The sequence below is a fragment of the Streptomyces sp. NPDC107575 genome (assembly GCF_055657265.1).
The window spans coordinates 452,379-470,406 of the sequence record NZ_JBVKBG010000004.1 but is presented as its reverse complement, the minus strand read 5'-3'; the positions used below and the strand labels follow the sequence as shown (position 1 = coordinate 470,406).

Annotated in this window: 20 protein-coding genes; 7 read left to right on the top strand and 13 right to left on the bottom strand. The window is 72.6% G+C overall.

Annotated elements, in window-relative coordinates; all coding sequences use genetic code 11:
* Positions 1 to 993 precede the first annotated feature (993 nt).
* Positions 994 to 1,767, top strand: a complete 774-nt coding sequence (locus ACZ7L4_RS21825) for an SDR family NAD(P)-dependent oxidoreductase (RefSeq protein WP_472104723.1) — start codon at positions 994 to 996, stop codon at positions 1,765 to 1,767.
* A gap of 95 nt (positions 1,768 to 1,862) precedes the next feature.
* On the opposite strand, the gene groL is transcribed toward ACZ7L4_RS21825, so the two are convergent.
* The 4 genes from groL to ACZ7L4_RS21805 all read right to left on the bottom strand — a co-directional run bounded on the left by groL (position 1,863) and on the right by ACZ7L4_RS21805 (position 5,755).
* Positions 1,863 to 3,488: a chaperonin GroEL gene (groL, locus tag ACZ7L4_RS21820; RefSeq protein WP_472104721.1), complete on the bottom strand. Its 1,626-nt coding sequence runs from the start codon at positions 3,486 to 3,488 to the stop codon at positions 1,863 to 1,865.
* A 121-nt stretch (positions 3,489 to 3,609) separates the two neighbouring features.
* Positions 3,610 to 3,918: a co-chaperone GroES gene (groES, locus tag ACZ7L4_RS21815; RefSeq protein WP_306321012.1), complete on the bottom strand. Its 309-nt coding sequence runs from the start codon at positions 3,916 to 3,918 to the stop codon at positions 3,610 to 3,612.
* A 236-nt stretch (positions 3,919 to 4,154) separates the two neighbouring features.
* Entirely contained in the window at positions 4,155 to 4,787 is a 633-nt protein-coding gene (locus ACZ7L4_RS21810; RefSeq protein WP_472104719.1) for a polysaccharide deacetylase family protein, read from the bottom strand.
* The gene (locus tag ACZ7L4_RS21805) at positions 4,784 to 5,755 is read right to left on the bottom strand and encodes a polysaccharide deacetylase family protein (RefSeq protein WP_472104717.1); all 972 of its coding nucleotides are present in this window, start codon (positions 5,753 to 5,755) and stop codon (positions 4,784 to 4,786) included. Before ACZ7L4_RS21805 ends, ACZ7L4_RS21810 begins: the two co-directional genes overlap by 4 nt.
* 82 nt (positions 5,756 to 5,837) lie before the next feature.
* Here ACZ7L4_RS21805 and ACZ7L4_RS21800 point away from each other — a divergent pair, with 82 nt between their 5' ends.
* Entirely contained in the window at positions 5,838 to 7,037 is a 1,200-nt protein-coding gene (locus ACZ7L4_RS21800; protein ID WP_472104716.1) for a THUMP-like domain-containing protein, read from the top strand.
* Between the two features lie 258 nt (positions 7,038 to 7,295).
* Positions 7,296 to 7,889, top strand: a complete 594-nt coding sequence (locus tag ACZ7L4_RS21795) for a class I SAM-dependent methyltransferase (protein ID WP_472104714.1) — start codon at positions 7,296 to 7,298, stop codon at positions 7,887 to 7,889.
* On the opposite strand, the gene ACZ7L4_RS21790 is transcribed toward ACZ7L4_RS21795, so the two are convergent.
* The 4 genes from ACZ7L4_RS21790 to tsaB are packed head-to-tail and all read right to left on the bottom strand — an operon-like array spanning position 7,886 to position 10,380.
* Positions 7,886 to 8,134 (bottom strand): hypothetical protein, encoded by a 249-nt coding sequence (locus ACZ7L4_RS21790; RefSeq protein WP_472104712.1) that lies wholly within the window; start codon positions 8,132 to 8,134, stop codon positions 7,886 to 7,888. The genes ACZ7L4_RS21795 and ACZ7L4_RS21790 overlap by 4 nt on opposite strands.
* Complete coding sequence (tsaD, locus tag ACZ7L4_RS21785; RefSeq protein WP_472104710.1) at positions 8,131 to 9,225, bottom strand: tRNA (adenosine(37)-N6)-threonylcarbamoyltransferase complex transferase subunit TsaD; 1,095 nt, start codon at positions 9,223 to 9,225, stop codon at positions 8,131 to 8,133. Before tsaD ends, ACZ7L4_RS21790 begins: the two co-directional genes overlap by 4 nt.
* Positions 9,218 to 9,697: a ribosomal protein S18-alanine N-acetyltransferase gene (rimI, locus tag ACZ7L4_RS21780; RefSeq protein WP_472105634.1), complete on the bottom strand. Its 480-nt coding sequence runs from the start codon at positions 9,695 to 9,697 to the stop codon at positions 9,218 to 9,220. Before rimI ends, tsaD begins: the two co-directional genes overlap by 8 nt.
* 26 nt (positions 9,698 to 9,723) lie before the next feature.
* Positions 9,724 to 10,380, bottom strand: coding sequence for a tRNA (adenosine(37)-N6)-threonylcarbamoyltransferase complex dimerization subunit type 1 TsaB (gene tsaB / locus ACZ7L4_RS21775; protein ID WP_472104708.1), 657 nt, complete (start codon positions 10,378 to 10,380; stop codon positions 9,724 to 9,726).
* Positions 10,381 to 10,496: 116 nt separating this feature from the next.
* Between tsaB and ACZ7L4_RS21770 the strand changes: the two genes are divergently transcribed.
* Entirely contained in the window at positions 10,497 to 11,051 is a 555-nt protein-coding gene (locus tag ACZ7L4_RS21770) for a hypothetical protein (RefSeq protein WP_472104706.1), read from the top strand.
* 402 nt (positions 11,052 to 11,453) lie between these two features.
* Here ACZ7L4_RS21770 and tsaE read toward each other — a convergent pair whose 3' ends face one another.
* From tsaE to alr, 3 genes are all read right to left on the bottom strand, one after another.
* Entirely contained in the window at positions 11,454 to 11,990 is a 537-nt protein-coding gene (tsaE, locus tag ACZ7L4_RS21765; protein ID WP_472104704.1) for a tRNA (adenosine(37)-N6)-threonylcarbamoyltransferase complex ATPase subunit type 1 TsaE, read from the bottom strand.
* Positions 11,953 to 13,197, bottom strand: coding sequence for an alpha/beta fold hydrolase (locus ACZ7L4_RS21760; protein WP_472104702.1), 1,245 nt, complete (start codon positions 13,195 to 13,197; stop codon positions 11,953 to 11,955). Before ACZ7L4_RS21760 ends, tsaE begins: the two co-directional genes overlap by 38 nt.
* A gap of 121 nt (positions 13,198 to 13,318) precedes the next feature.
* Positions 13,319 to 14,482, bottom strand: coding sequence for an alanine racemase (gene alr / locus ACZ7L4_RS21755; RefSeq protein ID WP_472104700.1), 1,164 nt, complete (start codon positions 14,480 to 14,482; stop codon positions 13,319 to 13,321).
* A gap of 101 nt (positions 14,483 to 14,583) precedes the next feature.
* Between alr and ACZ7L4_RS21750 the strand changes: the two genes are divergently transcribed.
* The 3 genes from ACZ7L4_RS21750 (at position 14,584) to infA (ending at position 17,248) form a co-directional block, all read left to right on the top strand.
* Positions 14,584 to 16,029, top strand: coding sequence for an NAD(P)H-hydrate dehydratase (locus ACZ7L4_RS21750; RefSeq protein WP_472104699.1), 1,446 nt, complete (start codon positions 14,584 to 14,586; stop codon positions 16,027 to 16,029).
* Between the two features lie 182 nt (positions 16,030 to 16,211).
* The gene (locus ACZ7L4_RS21745; RefSeq protein WP_472104697.1) at positions 16,212 to 17,006 is read left to right on the top strand and encodes a GNAT family N-acetyltransferase; all 795 of its coding nucleotides are present in this window, start codon (positions 16,212 to 16,214) and stop codon (positions 17,004 to 17,006) included.
* The gene (gene infA / locus ACZ7L4_RS21740; protein WP_472104695.1) at positions 17,003 to 17,248 is read left to right on the top strand and encodes a translation initiation factor IF-1; all 246 of its coding nucleotides are present in this window, start codon (positions 17,003 to 17,005) and stop codon (positions 17,246 to 17,248) included. Before ACZ7L4_RS21745 ends, infA begins: the two co-directional genes overlap by 4 nt.
* A 32-nt stretch (positions 17,249 to 17,280) precedes the next feature.
* Here the strand turns inward: infA and ACZ7L4_RS21735 are convergent, their stop codons facing one another.
* Entirely contained in the window at positions 17,281 to 17,652 is a 372-nt protein-coding gene (locus ACZ7L4_RS21735; protein ID WP_472104694.1) for a holo-ACP synthase, read from the bottom strand.
* A 45-nt stretch (positions 17,653 to 17,697) separates the two neighbouring features.
* A complete protein-coding gene (locus ACZ7L4_RS21730; RefSeq protein ID WP_472104692.1) occupies positions 17,698 to 17,958 on the bottom strand; it encodes a hypothetical protein in 261 nt (86 codons plus the stop codon).
* Between the last annotated feature and the right edge of the window lie 70 nt (positions 17,959 to 18,028).

Genomic DNA, 18,028 nt, shown 5'->3' with positions numbered 1-18,028 from the left:
CGGGGCTCCGCGTGTCTCGTCCCAGAGCGGGGCTTGAGTTTGCCCGCCCACCCGCAAGCGATGGCCCCATCCTTGCCTCGCCTGTCTCCGCCGCCCAATTTCCCACCCACCCGCCCCCTCCGGGGGCGTCGGCCCCACGGGGTACCGCACCCGCCTGCGGCGACCCGCTGCCGGGCCCGATCACCCGCCTGTTGCGGCCACAGGCAACCGCCGGGCCCGCTCCCCCGCGCCTTGCGATCGACCGCACCCGACTTCGGCAACTGCCGCTGGTTCCGCCTCCCCACCCGTCGCGGTCGACCGCCACCGACTTGGGCAACTGCCGCTGGTTCCGCCTCCCCTCCCCATCCGTTGCGGTCAGCCGCACCCGCTTTGGGGTGACTGCCGCCGGGCCCGGCTTCCCACCCGTTGCGGCCACCCACCCCCACTCCGGGATAACCGCCGCCGGATCCGGCTTCCCACCCGTTGCGGTCGACCGTCACCACCTTGGGCAACTGCCGCGCGCCCGCCTCCCCACCCGTCGCGGTCGGGCCGCACCCGGCTTGGGCAATCTGCCGCCTGGGGCGGCAGGGTGGGCAAGGCGGCCCCCGGTGCCGCGCACCCTAAGGGCCGGGCGCAGCCCCGATGCAGCCCATAAGTCCCGTGCCGCGCAACGGCGATGTAGGGCCGAGCCCGGTCATCGGCGTCGCGTCACGGACACGACGAGCGCCGCCCCGGCACGACCCCGGGGGCACGGGGGCCAAGCCCCCGGAGGGGGCGGGCGGGTGGGGATGAGCGGGAACCGGAGCAAGACGCGGTGCCGCGGAAACCTCACGACAGGCGCCACCCCGGCAACACTCCGCGCCACCCTCACGACAGGCGTCAACCCCGACAAGGCGCCACCCCGGCCCCGCAACCCTCACGACAGGCGTCAACCCCGCACCGCGCAACGGGAACCGTGGCCTCCGCCCCGGGGGCGTGATCACCAGGACCGGGCCGGGCTCATAACCTTGGCGTATGACTACCGCCCTGATCACCGGATCCACCGCCGGCATCGGCGCCGCCTTCGCACGACGCCTCGCCGCCGACGGACACAACCTGGTGCTCGTCGCGCGCGACACCAAGCGGCTGCACGAGCAGGCGACCGAGCTGCACGACCGGCACGGCATCGAGGCCGAGGTGCTCACCGCCGACCTCGCCACGGAGGACGGAATCGCGGCGGTCGAGGCCCGGCTGACGGACCGTAGGGCGGCTGTCGACCTGCTCGTCAACAACGCCGGGTTCGGCAACAAGGGGCACTACCTGGAAGTCCCCATGGCCGACGAGCTGACGATGCTGAAGGTGCACTGCGAGGCCGTGCTGCGCCTGACCTCCGCCGCGGCCGGCGCGATGCGCGAACGCGGCCGCGGCGGCGTCGTGAACGTGGCGTCGGTCGCTGCCTTCGTGCCCCGCGGCACGTACGGCGCGTCGAAGGCGTGGGTCGTGCAGTTCACGCAGGGCGCGGCGAAGGACCTCGCGGGCAGCGGCGTGCGGCTGATGGCGCTGTGCCCCGGCTTCGTGCGCACCGAGTTCCACGAGCGCGCCGGCATGGGCACGGGCAACATCCCGAAGTGGATGTGGCTCGACGCGGACAAGCTGGTCGCGGCGGCGCTGCAGGACCTCGCGCGGGGTCGCACCCTCTCGATCCCGGACCCCCGGTACAAGGCACTGATGGGCGTCGTGAAGGTGACCCCGCGGGCCCTCCTCGGCGGCATCACGTCCCGCACGGGCCGCAAGTACGGTCCGCAGTAACGCTCCTACCCCCTTGCAAGGCAAACGCCGAGGCCCGGCCCCCCGCGACGGGGAGCCGGGCCTCGGTCGCTTCTGGCGAAGCGAAGTGGAGCGGGTCAGTGCGAGTGACCGTGCCCGTGGCCGGCGGCCTCGGGCTCCTCCTCCGCCGGCTTCTCGACGACCAGGGTCTCGGTCGTGAGCAGCAGGGAGGCGATGGACGCGGCGTTCTCCAGGGCGGAGCGCGTGACCTTGACCGGGTCGATGACGCCGGCCTTGACCAGGTCGACGTACTCGCCGGTCGCGGCGTTGTAGCCGTTGCCCTTGTCGAGGTCCTTGACCTTGGAGACGATCACGTAGCCCTCCTGGCCGGCGTTCTCGCCGATCCAGCGGAGCGGCTCGACGACGGCGCGGCGGACCACGGCGACACCGGTGGCCTCGTCGCCGTCCTTGCCGAGCGAACCGTCGAGCACCTTGGAGGCGTGCACCAGGGCGGAGCCACCACCGGAGACGATGCCCTCCTCGACCGCGGCGCGGGTCGCGGAGATGGCGTCCTCCAGACGGTGCTTCTTCTCCTTGAGCTCGACCTCGGTCGCGGCACCGACGCGGATGACGCAGACGCCGCCGGCCAGCTTGGCCAGGCGCTCCTGCAGCTTCTCGCGGTCCCAGTCCGAGTCCGTGTTCTCGATCTCGGCCTTGATCTGCGCGACGCGGCCCTGGACGTCCTCGGACTTGCCGCCACCGTCGACGATGGTGGTGTCGTCCTTGGTGATCGTCACGCGGCGCGCGGTGCCCAGCACCTCGAGACCGGCCTGGTCGAGCTTGAGGCCGACCTCCTCGGCGATGACGGTGGCACCGGTGAGGGTGGCCATGTCCTGCAGCATCGCCTTGCGGCGGTCACCGAAGCCGGGGGCCTTGACCGCGACGGCGTTGAACGTGCCGCGGATCTTGTTCACGACCAGGGTCGACAGGGCCTCGCCCTCGACGTCCTCGGCGATGATCAGGAGCGGCTTGGAACCACCGTTCTGGATGACCTTCTCCAGGAGCGGGAGCATGTCCTGGATCGAGCCGATCTTGCCCTGGTGGATCAGGATGTACGGGTCGTCGAGGACAGCCTCCATACGCTCCTGGTCGGTGACGAAGTACGGGGACAGGTAGCCCTTGTCGAAGGCCATGCCCTCGGTGAAGTCGAGCTCCAGGCCGAAGGTGTTGGACTCCTCGACGGTGATGACACCGTCCTTGCCGACCTTGTCCATCGCCTCGGCGATGAGCTCGCCGACCTGGTTGTCCTGGGCGGACAGACCGGCGACGGCGGCGATGTCGGACTTCTCGTCGATCGGGCGGGCGGTCGCGAGGAGGTCCTCGGACACGGCCTTGACCGCGGCGTCGATGCCCTTCTTCAGGGCGGCGGGGGAGGCACCGGCGGCGACGTTGCGCAGGCCTTCCTTGACCAGGGCCTGGGCGAGCACGGTGGCGGTGGTCGTACCGTCACCCGCGATGTCGTTGGTCTTGGTCGCCACCTCCTTCACCAGCTGCGCGCCGAGGTTCTCGTACGGGTCCTCGACCTCGACCTCACGGGCGATCGTGACGCCGTCGTTGGTGATGGTGGGGGCGCCGAACTTCTTGTCGATGACGACGTTGCGACCCTTGGGGCCGATCGTCACCTTGACCGTGTCGGCAAGCTTGTTGACGCCGCGCTCGAGGGCGCGACGGGCGTCCTCGTCGAACTTCAGGATCTTCGCCATGGAGCTGAGTCAGTCCTCTCGAAAAAGCGAACCGCGCCCCTCGCACCCGGCATTATCAGCGGGGGCCAGGGGCGCGGTTCAAAGCATTCTGCTTCAGTGAAGCTGGGAAAGCTTGGGTGAATTACTTCTCGACGATCGCGAGCACGTCGCGAGCCGAGAGGACGAGGTACTCGTCGCCGTTGTACTTCACCTCGGTGCCGCCGTACTTGCTGTAGAGCACGACATCGCCGACCTTGACGTCGAGCGGAAGGCGCTCGCCGTTCTCGAAGCGGCCGGGACCCACGGCGAGGACGGCGCCCTCCTGGGGCTTCTCCTTCGCGGTGTCCGGAATGACCAGGCCAGAGGCCGTGGTCTGCTCGGCGTCGAGCGGCTGGACCACAATGCGGTCCTCGAGCGGCTTGATGGCAACCTTGGAGCTGGAGGTCGTCACGATCCGGTCTCCCCCTTCGGAGATCTCACGGGGTTAACAGTCTGGGGTGGCGACCAGGTGGATCCGTCGTCGCGGGTGCCGGACCTGCCCGTCGCTGTTGGCACTCTCCACTGGTGAGTGCCAGAGCCGAGACTATGACCGCGATTAGCACTCGGTCAAGCGGACTGCTAATCGACGGCAGATCTTCGCCCCGGTCTTCGCTCCGGTCCTCGCTCCGGTCCTCGCTCCGGCTCGGCTCACAGATAGTCCTCCAGGGCCGCCACCTCGTACCCCTCGGCCGCGATGCGGCGCAGCAGGCGCGGGGTCGTCTCCGCCGTGGCCCCGAGGATGTCCCCGGGTCGCAGCGGGCCGCCCTCAGGCGCGCGCCACAGGACGATCGCGTCGACGCCGCACTCGGCCGCCGCCTGGAGCGTGTTCCCGTCGTACGCGCCCCGGGGCGGGTGGAGCAGTCGCGGGGCCGCCCCGAAGCGGGCCCGCACGCGGTCGCGCTGGCCGCAGATCTCGGCGTGCTGCTCCACGTATCCGAGACCGGGCAGCAGGGGCCTGGTGAGGGTGCGGTTCTGCACCCGGGCGCCCAGCGAGCCGAGTTCACCGAGGCCGTCCCCGCCGGGGCCCGCGAGGAACAGCGAGACCGGGAGGCGCCGGTCGCGGATCAGGTCGGCGAAACGGGGGTCACGTCCTGCCCCGTCCTCGTACGCGAGGAAGACCACCTTGTCGCCGGTCGGGACGCGGGAGACGACCGGCGGGACCGCCGCCCCGGCGCCCGGCGCGGGACGCGGCGGCGGGGCGGCCTCCCGCGCGCACCCGGCGAGCAGCACGGCGGCCAGGGCGCAGGCGGACAGCCGCGCCCACGGCCCGCGCGGTGTCACAGGTAGTCCTCCAGGCGCGCCACCGCGTACCCCCTGTCGGTGAGGTACTTCATGAGGTTGCGGATCATGTCGGGCATCGTGCCCTTCCAGTCCTTCCGGCCCCGGAAGTGCGTGAGCAGGATGTCGCCCGGATGGATGCTGCGGTCCCACTCGCGGTAGTCCATGCGGTCCACGAACGCCTCGGCGTTCCAGATCGGGGCGTACTCGATGCCGCAGGCCTTGGCGGCGCGCAGGGTGTCCCGGTTGTAGTCGCCGAAGGGCGGGCGGAAGAGCGTGGGCCGCTTGCCGTACTTCTTCTCGATGACGTCCTGCATCCCGCAGATCTCCTGCTTCTGCCGCGCGTACGAAAGCCCGGGCAGGAACGGGTGGTGGAGCGTGTGGTTGTTGAGGGTGACGCCGCGGGCCTGCATCTTCTTGAAGTAGCCGTACCGCGGCCTGACCTCGGCGTCGGTCAGGAAGGCCGTGTACGGGATCCGCAGCTCGCTCATCATCTTCAGGAACCGCGGGTCCTTCTCGGCGCCGTCGTCGATGGTGAGGAAGACGACCTTGTCCTTGGTCGGGATCGTCGTGAAGACGGGCGGCAGGCCGAGCTTCTTCTGGCCGTCGACCTCGAAGCCCTTGCGGGGCTCGATGGCCGGCTTCTTCGCGGGCGGGGGCGGAGCGGTCAGCGGTACGTCGGCGAGGCCCCAGCGCTTGCTCGCGGCGACGAGCGCGGCCCGCTGGGCGCGCAGCTTCGTCGCGTACGCGTCGAGGGCGCGGGCGGGGGCGCCCTGGAGGCCCTTGTGCGCCTGTTGGCCGGGGGCCGGTCGCGCGGGCTGGGTGTCGTCGCCGCCCGCGCATCCGGTGGCGAGGGCGGAGGCGGCGAGCAACGCGCCGAGGAAGCGGACGCCGAGAGCCCGGCCGGGGCTTCCACATCTCCTTCTGGCGAGCTTTCGGACACTTTCTTCGTTTTGTCGTACTAGTTGCATGGCGCCGGATCCTGGCAGCTCACGGGCCCGTTCCCGGGCCGACACCGCCGCCTGGCGTGCACCGTCGCCCGGCTGGCCCACAATGGGCCTGGTGAGCTCCTCCCTTTCGCCCGACGCCTTCTTCGCCCTCCTGTCCCCCGAGGGCCAGGCCCTGCTCGACGAACTCCGCGATCACGATCCGGCCCAGGAACTCGCCCTCGCCACGAAGCTGCGCCGCGAGCACCCGGCCGAGCTCGTCTCCGCCGCGCTCGGCCAGGCGCGGCTGCGGCAGCGGGCGGTGGCGAAGTTCGGCGCCGAGGACGCGGGCCGGATGTACTTCACGCCGAACGGGGTGGAGCAGGCGACGCGGACGAGCGTGGCGGCGTACCGGGCCGGCGCCTTCGAGCGGCTCGGCGTGCGGTCCGTCGCCGACCTGTGCTGCGGCATCGGCGGCGACGCGATCGCGCTCGCCCGCGCGGGGATCCGGGTCCTCGCGGTCGACCGGGACCCGCTGACGTGCGCGGTGGCGCGGGCGAACGCGGAGGCGCTGGGGCTCGCGGAGATGATCGAGGTGCGCGAGGCGGACGTCACCGAGGTGGACACAGCCGCGTACGACGCGGTGTTCGTGGATCCGGCGCGGCGGGGCGGCCGGGGGCGGATCTTCGACCCTGAGGCCTACTCGCCGCCGCTCTCCTGGGCCGTGTCCGCCGCGCTCAAGGCGCCGCGTGCCGCGCTGAAGATCGCTCCCGGCATCCCGCACGAGGCGATCCCGGCGGAGGCCGACGCGGAGTGGATCTCGGACGGGGGCGACGTGAAGGAGGCGGTGCTCTGGTTCGGGACCGCGCCCGGGCGGATGCGGGCGACGCTGCTGCCGGGGCCGCGGGAGCTGGTGAGCAAGGGGCTTCCGGATCCCGAAGTGCGGTCCGTCGGGCGGTACTTGTACGAGCCCGATGGCGCGGTCATCCGGGCGCATCTGGTCGCCGAGGTGGCGGAGGAGGTCGGCGGCGGACTGGTCGACGAGACGATCGCGTACGTGACGGGTGACGAGCTGCACGCCACGCCGTACGCCGCCGCGTACGAGATCACGGACCAACTCCCGTTCAACGTGAAGAAGTTGAAGGCGCTGCTGCGGGAGCGGGAGGTCGGCGTGCTGACGGTGAAGAAGCGGGGGTCGGCGGTCGAGCCGGAGGAGTTGCGGCGGAAGGCAATGCCGAAGCCCTTCGGGAAGCGGGCGGCGACGGTGTTTTTGACCCGTGTCGCCGGTGCGCCCACGATGCTCGTCGGCGCCCCCGTCATGGGTTGACGCCACGGGGTACGTACCTGGCCTTGAGCGGCAGGGTGGGCAAGGCGGCCCCCGGTGCGGCCAGCGCCCTCGACAGGGCCCGGCCCCGGAACCCGTGGCCGACGCCACGGGGCTCCGCCCCGGACCCCGCTGCTCAATCGCCGCAGGGGCTTGAAATACCGGATCCGGCCGCCGCACCGGGTGCCGGGTGCCGTACCGCCTTGGGCGGCAGGGTGGGCAAGGCGGCGCCCGGTGCCGCGCAGCGGGGAAGATGGGCGTATGCCGTTCGATCACAACGACCATTACCATCCGCTGCTGCTGCGCCAGTTGCCCGCCGGAGGTGGTCGCGGGGCGCTTGATGTCGGGTGCGGCACCGGGCGGTTCGCGCGGCGGCTCGTGGCGCGTGGGTACCGGGTCGACGCGGTCGACCCGGATCCGGGGACGCTGGCCCTCGCGGAGGCGGCCGGCGGTGGGCCGCGCTACCGCGTCGCCGACGCCGCGGAGGCCGAACTCCCGCCCGGCCACTACGCCGCGATCAGCTGCCTCGCGAGCCTGCACCACATGCCGTTCGAGACGCTGACCCGTTTCCGCGAGGCCCTCGCGCCCGGCGGCCGGCTGCTCGTGTTGGGCTGCTACGACGGCGTGACGCCCTGGGACGTGGTCGCGGCGCCGGCCAACGCCGTGGCACGCCTCGCCGTGTACGCGGGCGAGCGCGCCCGTGGCATCCGCACTCCCCCGCCGAAGCCACCCGTACGGCAGCCGGAGATGCCGCTCCCGGAGATCCGCCGGGAGGCCGCACGTCTGCTGCCCGGCAGCGAGGTGCGCCAACTGCTGTTCTGGCGCTACCTGTTGACGTACACGAAGGGGGACTAGGCCGTCTCGAAGCGCCAGCGGTGGACCGTGCGGGTCACCAAATCGCCTTCCGGCTCCGGGAGTTCGGGGACGTCCGCGTCGTACGCCGCGTCCCACCACGTGATGACGAGGACCCGGTCCCGCGGCGCGCGGAACGTCTCGCGGCGCTCCGGCTCCCGCTCCAGGACCTGCGCCTTCGCCCAGGCAAGGAGTTCCTCGCCGCGCCCCTCGACGGCGCGGGCCTCCCACATCAGCGCGACCGTCATGAGTACAGGTTCTCCTTGCTGACCTCGTGCACGTGGTCGTGATGGTGGTGGCCCGGCACGTGCGGCTCCGTCACCGGGAGCGAGGAGTCCGCCGGGAGGTCCCACGACGAGGGCAGCCGGTTGCGCGCCACCATTTCCGCGCCGAGCGCCGCGACCATCGCGCCGTTGTCCGTGCACAGCTTGGGGCGCGGCACGCGAAGGCGGATACCGGCCTTCTCGCAGCGCTCCTCGGCGAGGGCGCGCAGCCGTGAGTTGGCGGCGACGCCGCCGCCGATCATCAGGTGGTCGACGCCCTCGTCCTTGCAGGCCTTCACGGCCTTGCGCGTCAGCACGTCCACGACGGCCTCCTGGAAGGACGCCGACACGTCGCGCACCGGCACGTCCTCCCCCGCCGCCCGCTTGGCCTCGATCCAGCGGGCCACGGCGGTCTTCAGGCCGGAGAAGGAGAAGTCGTACGCCGGGTCGCGGGGGCCGGTCAGACCGCGCGGGAACGCGATCGCGTTCGGGTCGCCCTCCTTCGCGTACCGGTCGATGACGGGCCCGCCCGGGAAGCCGAGGTTCAGCACCCGCGCGATCTTGTCGAAGGCCTCGCCCGCCGCGTCGTCGATGGTCGCGCCCAGCGGACGTACGTCCGAGGTGATGTCCGTGGACAGCAGCAGCGAAGAGTGGCCGCCCGACACCAGCAGCGCCATCGTCGGCTCCGGCAGCGTGCCGTGCTCCAGCTGGTCGACGCAGATGTGCGAGGCGAGGTGGTTGACGCCGTAGAGCGGCTTGTCGAGCGCGTACGCGTACGCCTTGGCGGCAGAGACGCCGACCAGCAGGGCGCCCGCGAGGCCAGGACCGGCCGTGACCGAGATGCCGTCGAGGTCCTTCGCCGTGACGCCCGCGTCCTTCAGGGCGCGCTGGATCGTGGGGACCATCGCCTCCAGGTGCGCGCGGGAGGCGACCTCGGGGACGACGCCGCCGAAGCGGGCGTGTTCGTCGACGCTGGAGGCGACGGCGTCGGCGAGCAGGGTCGTGCCGCGGACGATGCCGACGCCGGTCTCGTCGCAGGAGGTCTCGATGCCGAGGACGAGCGGTTCGTCAGCCATGGTTCTTCTCTTCGTTCACAGTGTCGTTCACGGTGGTGGTGGTAAAGCGCATGACGAGCGCGTCGATGTTGCCCGGCTGGTAGTAGCCGCGCCGGAAGCCGATCGGTTCGAAGCCGAAGCGCTCGTACAGCTTCTGCGCCCGCGTGTTGTCGACGCGCACTTCGAGCATCACCTGCTCGACCTCGAAGGCCGTGGCGTGCCGCAGCAGTTCGGTGAGCAGCCGGGCGCCGAGGCCGGTGCCCCAGTGGTCGCGGGCGGCGGCGATGGTCTGGATGTCGGCGAGGTCCCCGGAGGCGGCGACGCCCCCGTACCCGACGAGCCGCTCGCCCTCGTACGCGACCACATAGCGCCGCGTGGAACCGACACCGCGGGCGTGCGCGAGCTCGGACCAGAACATGCCGCGCGACCAGGCGTCGTCCGGGAAGAGCTCCTTCTCCAGGGCGAGCACGGGGTCGATGTCCCACCAGCGCATCTCGCGCAGCGATACGTCCACGGGGGTCACTTGGGGGTGACCACCTTGTAGTTCTTGGGGACCTGCGCGTCGGGGCGGCGCAGGTAGAGGGGGCGCGGTTCGAGGAGCTCCTCGCCCGCGGCCAGCTTCTCGGCGGCGAGGGCGGCGAGCGCGGCGGCCGACACGTTCTCGGGGCCGCGCGCGTCCGGGAAGGTGTCCGGGTAGAGCCGCGCGCCGGCGCCGACGGCGGGCAGGTCCTTGACCAGCGACTCGATGTCGGCGGGCCGGTCGACGGCGGCCTCGGTGACCCTGGTCCGCGCGTTCTCGTACCGCGCCCAGTACACCTCCTTGCGCCGCGCGTCGGTGGCGACGACGAAGGGGCCCTCGACGTCCTCGGCCTCGTACGCGAGCCCGTCGAGCGTGCACACGCCGTGCACCGGCACGCCGAGCGCGAGGCCGAAGGTGTCGGCGGTCATGAGGCCGACGCGCAGCCCCGTGTACGGTCCCGGGCCCACGCCCACGACGATCCCGGTGACGGCGTCGAGCCGCAGTCCTGCCTCGGCGAGCACCCGGTCGACGGCGGGAAGCAGCAGTTCCCCGTGTCTGCGGGCGTCCACCTGACTCGACTCGGCTACGACGGATGTCCCGTCGTGCAGGGCGACGGTGACGGCGGGGGTGGCGGTATCCAGAGCGAGCAACAGCACGCGAACAGCCTACGACCACCTGAAGGCGGACACGTCCGTACTTCCCGCAAGGCCGGGCCGCGGGGCCTCCCCTGCTACCGTCACCCTGAGGTTCGTACTTGAGAGGCAGGCACCTGGTGGCACGGAGCAGCACCGGATTCGTGACCGCGCTCACGGCGGGATCACTCGTCGTGGTCGGCTTCCTCGCCTATCAGGCGTCGGCGAGCGCGCCCTCCGACCTCGCCGAGAAGAAGGAGGGCTCCTCGCCCTCCGCCTCGGCGTCGAAGACGCCCAAGAAGAAGACGGACCCGAAGGCGCTGCCCGCGGGCTCGGGCAAGGGCGAGCGTGTCGTGTACTCGCTGGGCGGGGACCGGGTGTGGCTGGTCGGCTCGGGCAACAAGCCGAAGTCGACGTTCCGGGTCACGCCCGGCACGGTGGACCCGGCGCCCGGCTCGTACTCGGTGACCTCCCGCTCCGGCTCGGTCACGGGCACGGACGGCGTGCCGATCGAGCACGTGGTCCGCTTCGCGAACACGAACGGTGTGGCGATCGGCTTCAGCGCGGCGGTCAACGGTTCGACGGCCGCCCCCGACCCCGGCAAGCAGACCGGCGGCATCCGCGAGTCCCGCGAGGACGCCGACGCGATGTGGCAGTTCGCGACGATCGGCGCCAAGGTCGTCGTCGTCAAGTAACGGCTGGCGCCGCTACCTCAAGCCCGCCGGCGAGCGAGGGCCAGCATTTCAAGCCCCGTCGGCGAGTATCGGTATATCAAGCCCCGCTCTTGGACGAGAGGCCGCGGGGTCCGGGGCAGCGCCCCGAGTCCGCAACGCCGTCGCGGCGCAACGAAGACTCACGCCGCGGCGGATTCGGCGGCGTAGAAACCGCTCGGGCCGCCGCACACGACGCCAAAAGATCCCGCATCGACACTGCGCGCACACCTTCACGTTCCGAAGTCGACATGATGCCTCCCGGCGGCGGTCGAGGGGACGTGGTTAGGTAGACCTAACCAGCACCGGCCTCCATGTGAACACGCCGAAGCCACGCCGCGCAAGAATTTGCCGACGCCCTGTCGGGATGTGTCCGGGATCCGGGGGTCAGCCCGCCAGCGACCCCAGGTCCGCCTCGGTCCACCGCTCGCCGATGCCGTTGAGCGTCACGACCCGCACCTCGTCCGTGGTGTCGCCCGTGGCCCGGTCGATGATCACGTGAAGCCGGTCCTCGGACAGCTCCTCCACCTTGCCGTCGCCCCACTCCACGACGACCACGGAGTCCGACAGGGACACGTCGAGGTCGAGGTCCTCCATCTCGTCGAGCCCGCCGCCGAGCCGGTACGCGTCGACGTGCACCAGGGCCGGGCCCTCGCCGAGCGGCGGATGCACACGGGCGATCACGAAGGTCGGCGAGGTCACCGCACCGCGTACGCCCATGCCCGCGCCGAGCCCGCGGGTCAGCGTCGTCTTGCCCGCACCCAGCTCGCCGGTGAGCATGACGAGGTCGCCGGGGCGCAGCTGTTTGGCCAGGGCGAGCCCCAACTCCCGCATCTCGTCCGGGGAGTTGACGGTGACGCTGACCGTGCTGAGGGGGGTGGCGGGCTCAGCCGCCGGGCTGTGCGGTGTTGCCGGTGTCTCCATAAATCCCCACGGTAGCGGCTGTCGGCACGGCTCCCGCACGCACCAAAAGGTCCGCGAGCCGGTCCGTGACGACCTCGGGGTGCTCCAGCATCACGAGGTGCCCGGCGTCCGGCACCAGTACGTACTCGGAGTCCGGCAGCAGCGCCGCGATCGCCTCGCTGTGGTCGCTCGGCGTGACCAGGTCGTGCTCCCCGGCCAGGACGAGCACGGGCAGGTCCGCGAAGCCCGCCAGGGCGTCCGCCTTGTCGTGGTCCTCGAACGCCGGGTAGAACTCCGCGACCACGTCGATCGGCGTCCCCTCGATCATCCGCTCGGCGAACCGGGCCACCGCCGGGTCGACGTCCCGCGAGGCGAACGAGTACCGCTTGATGATCCCGGCGAACAGGTCGGCCGTCGCCCGGCGCCCCTTCTCCACCAGGTCGGCGCGCTGTCCGAGCGCCTTCAGGACGCCGGGGAGCACCCGCCGCACCGCGTTCACCCCGGCCACCGGAAGCCCGTAGTTGACCTCGCCGAGCTTCCCCGACGACGTACCGACGAGGGCGACGCCCACGACCCGGTCGCGGATCAGCTCGGGGCACCGGTCGGCGAGCGCCATCACGGTCATGCCGCCCATGGAGTGGCCGACGAGGACGAGCGGCCCCTCGGGCGCGGCCGCGTCGACGACGGACTTCAGGTCGCCGCCGAGCCGGTCGATGGAGACCGGCACCCCGTCCTCGACCTGCTCGGCGCCGCGCCCCGAACGGCCGTGGCTGCGCTGGTCCCAGTACACGCAGCGGACGACGCCGCGCAGGGCCGCGCGCTGGAAGTGCCAGGAGTCCTGACTCAGGCAGTAGCCGTGGCTGAAGACGACGGTGACGGGCGCCGGGTTCTTGCGGCCGAACAGGCGGCGTCTGCGCGGCGACGTACCACCGGCCTCCGGGTCCGCCTCGTCGACCTCGTAGTACAGCTCCGTGCCGTCCTCCGCGTACGCCTTTCCGGGCACGCCGCGCAGCGATCCGTAGGGCCCCGACGCGTCGAGGGCGAGCCGCGCCTTCTTGCGCATGCCGCGGCCCACGGTCAGCCGCTCGATGGCGACGCCCGCGGCGGCACCCGCCGCGACCACGCCTATGGCGGCGCCCGCGAGGCCGGCCCGCCGCCAGTTCCCCGAGGCGGCCCGTTCCGCCGCTTCGACGACCGCCGCCGTGGCCGGTGCGCTGCTCTCGCTCACGTGCCGCTCCCCTGTTCCGCGTCCTGCCTGTCGCCCGGTGTCGGGTTACCCGTTCCGTTGCCGCTTCACATGGTGGCGGCTCGGACGGCCGTGCCGGTGGACCTTCAACCCGTGACGCCGGTCACGCGCGCGCGGCGCCCGCTTCGTCCACGTAGACGCGCGGCACGCGGGATCCGATGCGTGTGACGATCTCGTACGCGATGGTGCCCGCCGCGACCGCCCAGTCCTCGGCGGTCGGCTCGCCGCCGTCACCAGGCCCGAAGAGCACCGCCTCGTCCCCCGCGGCCGGCTCGTCGCCGCCGAGGTCGACGACGAACTGGTCCATGGCCACCCGGCCCGCGATCGTGCGCCGCTTGCCGCCGATCAGGACCGGGGCCGTGCCGGACGCGTGTCGCGGGATGCCGTCCGCGTAGCCGAGCGGGACGAGGCCGAGCGTCGTCTCGCCCGGTGTGACGTAGTGATGCCCGTAACTGATGCCGAGTCCACCCGGCGCGTGCTTCACGAGCGCGAGATTCGCCTTCAGCGTCATCACGGGGCGCAGACCGAAGTCGCCGGGCGCGCCGACCTCGGGGCTCGGAGAGATCCCGTACATCGCGATGCCGGGGCGCACGAGGTCGAAGTGCGTCTCGGGCAGGGTCAGCGTCCCCGGCGAGTTGGCGATGTGCCGGACCTCGGGGGTGACGCCCGCGGCCTCCGCCTGCGCGACCATCTCACGGAAGGCGGTCAGCTGGGCGGCGATGGAGGGGTGCCCCGGCTCGTCGGCGCACGCGAAGTGCGACCAGAGCCCCGTGACGTCCACGAACCCGTCCCGCTGCGCCTCCAGCGCCTCGCGCACGAGCTCGGGCCAGTCCGCGGGCAGGCATCCGTTCCGCCCGAGCCCCGTGTCGGCCTTGAGCTGGATGCGGGCGGTCCGGCCCGTCGCGCGCGCGGCGTCGACGACCTCGCGCAGCGCCCACATGCCGCTCACCGACATGTCGAGATCGGCCTCGATCCCCTCGCGCCAGGGCCCGCCCGGCACCCACAGCCAGCACATGATCCGCCCCGGCAGCCCCGCCGCGCGCAGTTCGAGCGCCTCCTCGGCGGTGGCGGCCCCCAGCCACTCGGCGCCCGCCTCCTTGGCGGCCCGGGCGACCGGGAGCATCCCGTGCCCGTACGCGTCCGCCTTCACCACGGCCATGAACGCGGCCCCCGGCGCGTGCGCGCGCAGGGTCCTCACGTTGGCCTTGAGCGCGGCCAGGTTGATCTCGGCGCGGGCGCGGAGCGGGGCAGTCACGTTCTCGTTCATGGTGAGGTCAGTGTCTCAGAGGGCTGTGACACTCAATCCGTTGGCCAATCCGGCACAAATCACTTCGGCCGGGGCGGCGTCCCTGAGGGACACTCGATGGCATGCGACTCGCCCACGACGTAGAGACGGTCAGGTCCGCCGAGCGCGCCCTCATGGCGCGGCTCCCCGAGGGCGCGCTGATGCAGCGCGCGGCGGCGAGCCTCGCCACCGCCTGCGCCGATCTGCTCGGCAAGGTGTACGGCTCCCGCGTCACGCTGCTCGTCGGCTCGGGGGACAACGGCGGCGACGCCCTGTACGCGGGCGCCCGCCTGGCCCGGCGCGGCGCGGGCGTCACGGCGCTGCTGCTCTCCCCCGACCGGGCGCACCCCGGCGGCCTCGCGGCGCTGCGCGCGGCGGGCGGCACGGACCTCGACGCGCAGGACGAGAGCGCCCCGGAGCGCGTGGGCCGCGCCGACCTCGTCGTCGACGGCATCGTGGGCATCGGCGGCAAGGGCGGCCTGCGCCCCCGCGCGGCCGAACTGGCCGCCGCGGCACGCGGCACCGTCGTGGCCGTCGACCTCCCGAGCGGCGTCGACGCCGACACCGGCGAGGTGCGCGGCGAAGCCGTCCGCGCGGACGCGACCGTCACCTTCGGAACGTACAAGCCGGGCCTGCTCGTCGACCCGGCTCGGGAGTACGCGGGCGCGCTCCGCCTCGTCGACATCGGCCTCGAACTCGCCCCTGCCGACACGGAGTTGGAGGCGCTCCAGTACGCGGATGTGGCGGCGCTGCTCCCCCGGCCGTCCGGCGAGAGCGACAAGTACCGGCGCGGCGTCGTCGGCATCGTCGCGGGCTCGGCGCGCTACCCCGGCGCGGCGGTCCTCGCGGTGGCGGGCGCGCTGCACGGCGGGGCCGGGGCCGTGCGGTACGTGGGTCCGGCGGCGGACGCGGTGCTGGCCCGCTTCCCGGAGACGCTCGTATCGGCAGGGCCACCGGCGAAGGCGGGCCGGGTCCAGGCCTGGGTGATCGGCCCCGGCCTCGGCGACGACACGTCCGGGCTGCACGACGTACTGGCCTCGGACGTCCCGGTCCTGATCGACGCGGACGGGCTGCGCCTCGCGGACCCGGCGACGGTCCGCGAGCGCACGGCGCCCACCGTCCTCACCCCGCACGCCGGGGAGGCGGCCGCGCTCCTCGGCGTGACGCGCGACGAGGTGGAGGCCGAACGCCTCGCGTCCGTACGGGAGTTGGCGTCCCGTTACGCCGCCACCGTCCTCCTGAAGGGCTCGACGACCCTGGTCGCGCCGCCGGACGGGGCCCGCCCCGCCCGCGTGAACCCCACCGGCACCCCGTGGCTCGCCACGGCCGGCAGCGGCGACGTCCTCTCCGGCCTGACCGGATCGCTGCTCGCGGCGGGCCTCGCCCCGCTGGACGCGGCCTCGGTCGGCGCCCATCTGCACGGGCTCGCGGCGCGGCACGCGGCGGACGGGGCGCCGATCTCGGCGCAGGACGTGGCGGGGGCGCTGCGCAGCGCCTGGCAGGACGTCGCGGAAAACCGCTTCGCCTGACGCCCGCCCCTTGCTACCGTCATCGACGACCGTGCAAGGCACAGCTGGGAGGTGAGACCCGTGAACGCAGTCACCCATGGGTGCTCCCTCAGCTCGTCACGGTCCGGCGGCTGACAGCAGGTGTCGCCGGGAGCGCCCCGAAGATCTCACGATCGATCGAGGGCTCCCGAGAGGAGACACCGATGAACACTGAACGCACCCGCCCCACAGCCCCACCCCCGCTCGTCGTCACCCGCGTGGCCGACCATCAATGGCACGCCCTGGAGAACGACGAGGTGATCGGCCGCGGCCACGCCGCGCACCGGCCCGACGGCCGCCTGTTCATCAGCGTCGACGCCTGGCACGACACCGCGTTCGCGGCCCTGGCCGGGACGCTGCTCGCGGACCTGCCGGGCCCGCTGCACACCGTCGTCGACGAGTCCGACACCGAACTGACGTCGAAATGGCGGGAGTTCGGCTTCACGGTCGGCCGCGGCGAGTGGGAGTACGCGGTCCCCACCGACCCCGCCGTCACGGGACTCGACACCGCGCGCCCGCCCGCGGGCGTCACCGTCGTCCCGTACGGGGCGGCGGACGAGGCACGGCTGCGCGTCCTCGACCGCACGGTCCGGGACGAGGTCGAGGCCACGGTCGGCTGGCGCACCATGCCGGCCGAGGTGCGGCCGCTGCCCCCGGGCGTCACGGTCGTCGACCCCACGAAGTACGCCGTCGCCGAGGCCCCGGACGGCGCCTACCTGGGCCTCCTGCGCCTGGCGACGGCCACCCGGCGCCCCCGCATCGGCCTGCTCGCGGTCCGCACGGACGCGCGCCGCCGCGGCATCGCGCGGGCCCTGCTCGCCGACGTCCTGCACACCCTGCACCGCACCGGCGTACGGACGGCGTCGGCCGAGGTGGACGAGGCGAACGAAGCGGCGAAGGACCTCTTCGACGGCATCGGCGCGCGGCGCGTGAACCGCGCACTGGAGCTGGTCCGATGAGTGAGGCGAGGAGGGCGGCGAAGAACACCGGAGGCGGCGTGCACGCCGAGGGCACCGTCGTCGAGTGCCTGCGCAGCGCCATGTTCACCGTGGAGCTCGACAACGGGCACCGGGTGCTCGCGCACGTCAGCGGCAAGATCCGCAAGAACTACATCAAGATCCTGCTGGCGGACCGGGTCCAGGTGGAGATCACTCCGTACGACCTGACCCGGGGCCGGATCGTGTTCCGCCACCGGTCGTAGGGCCCACCGGCCGAGGGGTTGCGGCCGCGGCCCTACCCCTCGGCCACCACCACCGCGGACGCGACGCCAGCGTCATGGCTCAGCGAGACGTGGAACCCCTTCACACCCAGCTCGGCCGCCCGCGCTGCCACCGTCCCGGTCACCCGGAGCCGGGGCTGTCCGCTGTCCTCGACCCACACCTCGGCGTCGGTCCAGCGCAGCCCCGCCGGCGCGCCGAGCGCCTTGGCGACGGCCTCCTTCGCGGCGAACCGGGCGGCGAGCGAGGCGATCCCGCGCCGCTCCCCGCTGGGCAGCAGTAGCTCGTCGTCCAGGAAGAGGCGCTCGGCCATGCTCGGCGTGCGCTCCAGCGACGCCGCGAACCGCTCGATCTCGGCCACGTCGATACCGACCCCGATGATGCTCATGCACCCGACCTTAGAGCCTGTGTCCGGGCCCCCGCCGGGACGGCCTCAGGCCGTCCAGCCCCGGTCGATCCGGTCGCGCGCGTCCCGCACGAGCGCCAGGTACTCGACCTCCTCGCAGCGCGGCTTGCTGCCGAGCCGGTAGAAGTCGAGGCAGTCGTCCAGATCCTCGACGATGTCCTCGTCGGGCAGTTCCAGCGCGAGTTCGCTGTGGACCTGGCTCGCCCAGTCGTCCATGGCCCAGTCGTCCACGGCGCGGCCGTCCACCGGCCGGCGACGGACGAATTTCGGCACACGAAGCGCGGTCATCACGGATCCCCTCCCGCCCCGCGGACAGCGTTGCGTCCCACGGGTGCACGGAATGTATCGCCACCCCCAC

Bases quoted from the DNA above. Each gene is read 5' to 3' on its own strand.
- rimI (WP_472105634.1), bottom strand. From the start codon at position 9,697: ATGCGCTGGTGGGACATCGACCCCGTGCTCGCCCTGGAGAAGGAGCTC.
- ACZ7L4_RS21735 (WP_472104694.1), bottom strand. From the start codon at position 17,652: ATGAGCATCATCGGGGTCGGTATCGACGTGGCCGAGATCGAGCGGTTC.
- alr (WP_472104700.1), bottom strand. From the start codon at position 14,482: ATGAACGAGAACGTGACTGCCCCGCTCCGCGCCCGCGCCGAGATCAAC.
- infA (WP_472104695.1), top strand. From the start codon at position 17,003: ATGAGTGAGGCGAGGAGGGCGGCGAAGAACACCGGAGGCGGCGTGCAC.
- ACZ7L4_RS21825 (WP_472104723.1), top strand. From the start codon at position 994: ATGACTACCGCCCTGATCACCGGATCCACCGCCGGCATCGGCGCCGCC.
- ACZ7L4_RS21745 (WP_472104697.1), top strand. From the start codon at position 16,212: ATGAACACTGAACGCACCCGCCCCACAGCCCCACCCCCGCTCGTCGTC.
- tsaE (WP_472104704.1), bottom strand. From the start codon at position 11,990: ATGGAGACACCGGCAACACCGCACAGCCCGGCGGCTGAGCCCGCCACC.
- groL (WP_472104721.1), bottom strand. From the start codon at position 3,488: ATGGCGAAGATCCTGAAGTTCGACGAGGACGCCCGTCGCGCCCTCGAG.
- ACZ7L4_RS21795 (WP_472104714.1), top strand. From the start codon at position 7,296: ATGCCGTTCGATCACAACGACCATTACCATCCGCTGCTGCTGCGCCAG.
- ACZ7L4_RS21790 (WP_472104712.1), bottom strand. From the start codon at position 8,134: ATGACGGTCGCGCTGATGTGGGAGGCCCGCGCCGTCGAGGGGCGCGGC.
- ACZ7L4_RS21750 (WP_472104699.1), top strand. From the start codon at position 14,584: ATGCGACTCGCCCACGACGTAGAGACGGTCAGGTCCGCCGAGCGCGCC.
- ACZ7L4_RS21800 (WP_472104716.1), top strand. From the start codon at position 5,838: ATGGGCCTGGTGAGCTCCTCCCTTTCGCCCGACGCCTTCTTCGCCCTC.
- ACZ7L4_RS21730 (WP_472104692.1), bottom strand. From the start codon at position 17,958: ATGACCGCGCTTCGTGTGCCGAAATTCGTCCGTCGCCGGCCGGTGGAC.
- ACZ7L4_RS21805 (WP_472104717.1), bottom strand. From the start codon at position 5,755: ATGCAACTAGTACGACAAAACGAAGAAAGTGTCCGAAAGCTCGCCAGA.
- tsaD (WP_472104710.1), bottom strand. From the start codon at position 9,225: ATGGCTGACGAACCGCTCGTCCTCGGCATCGAGACCTCCTGCGACGAG.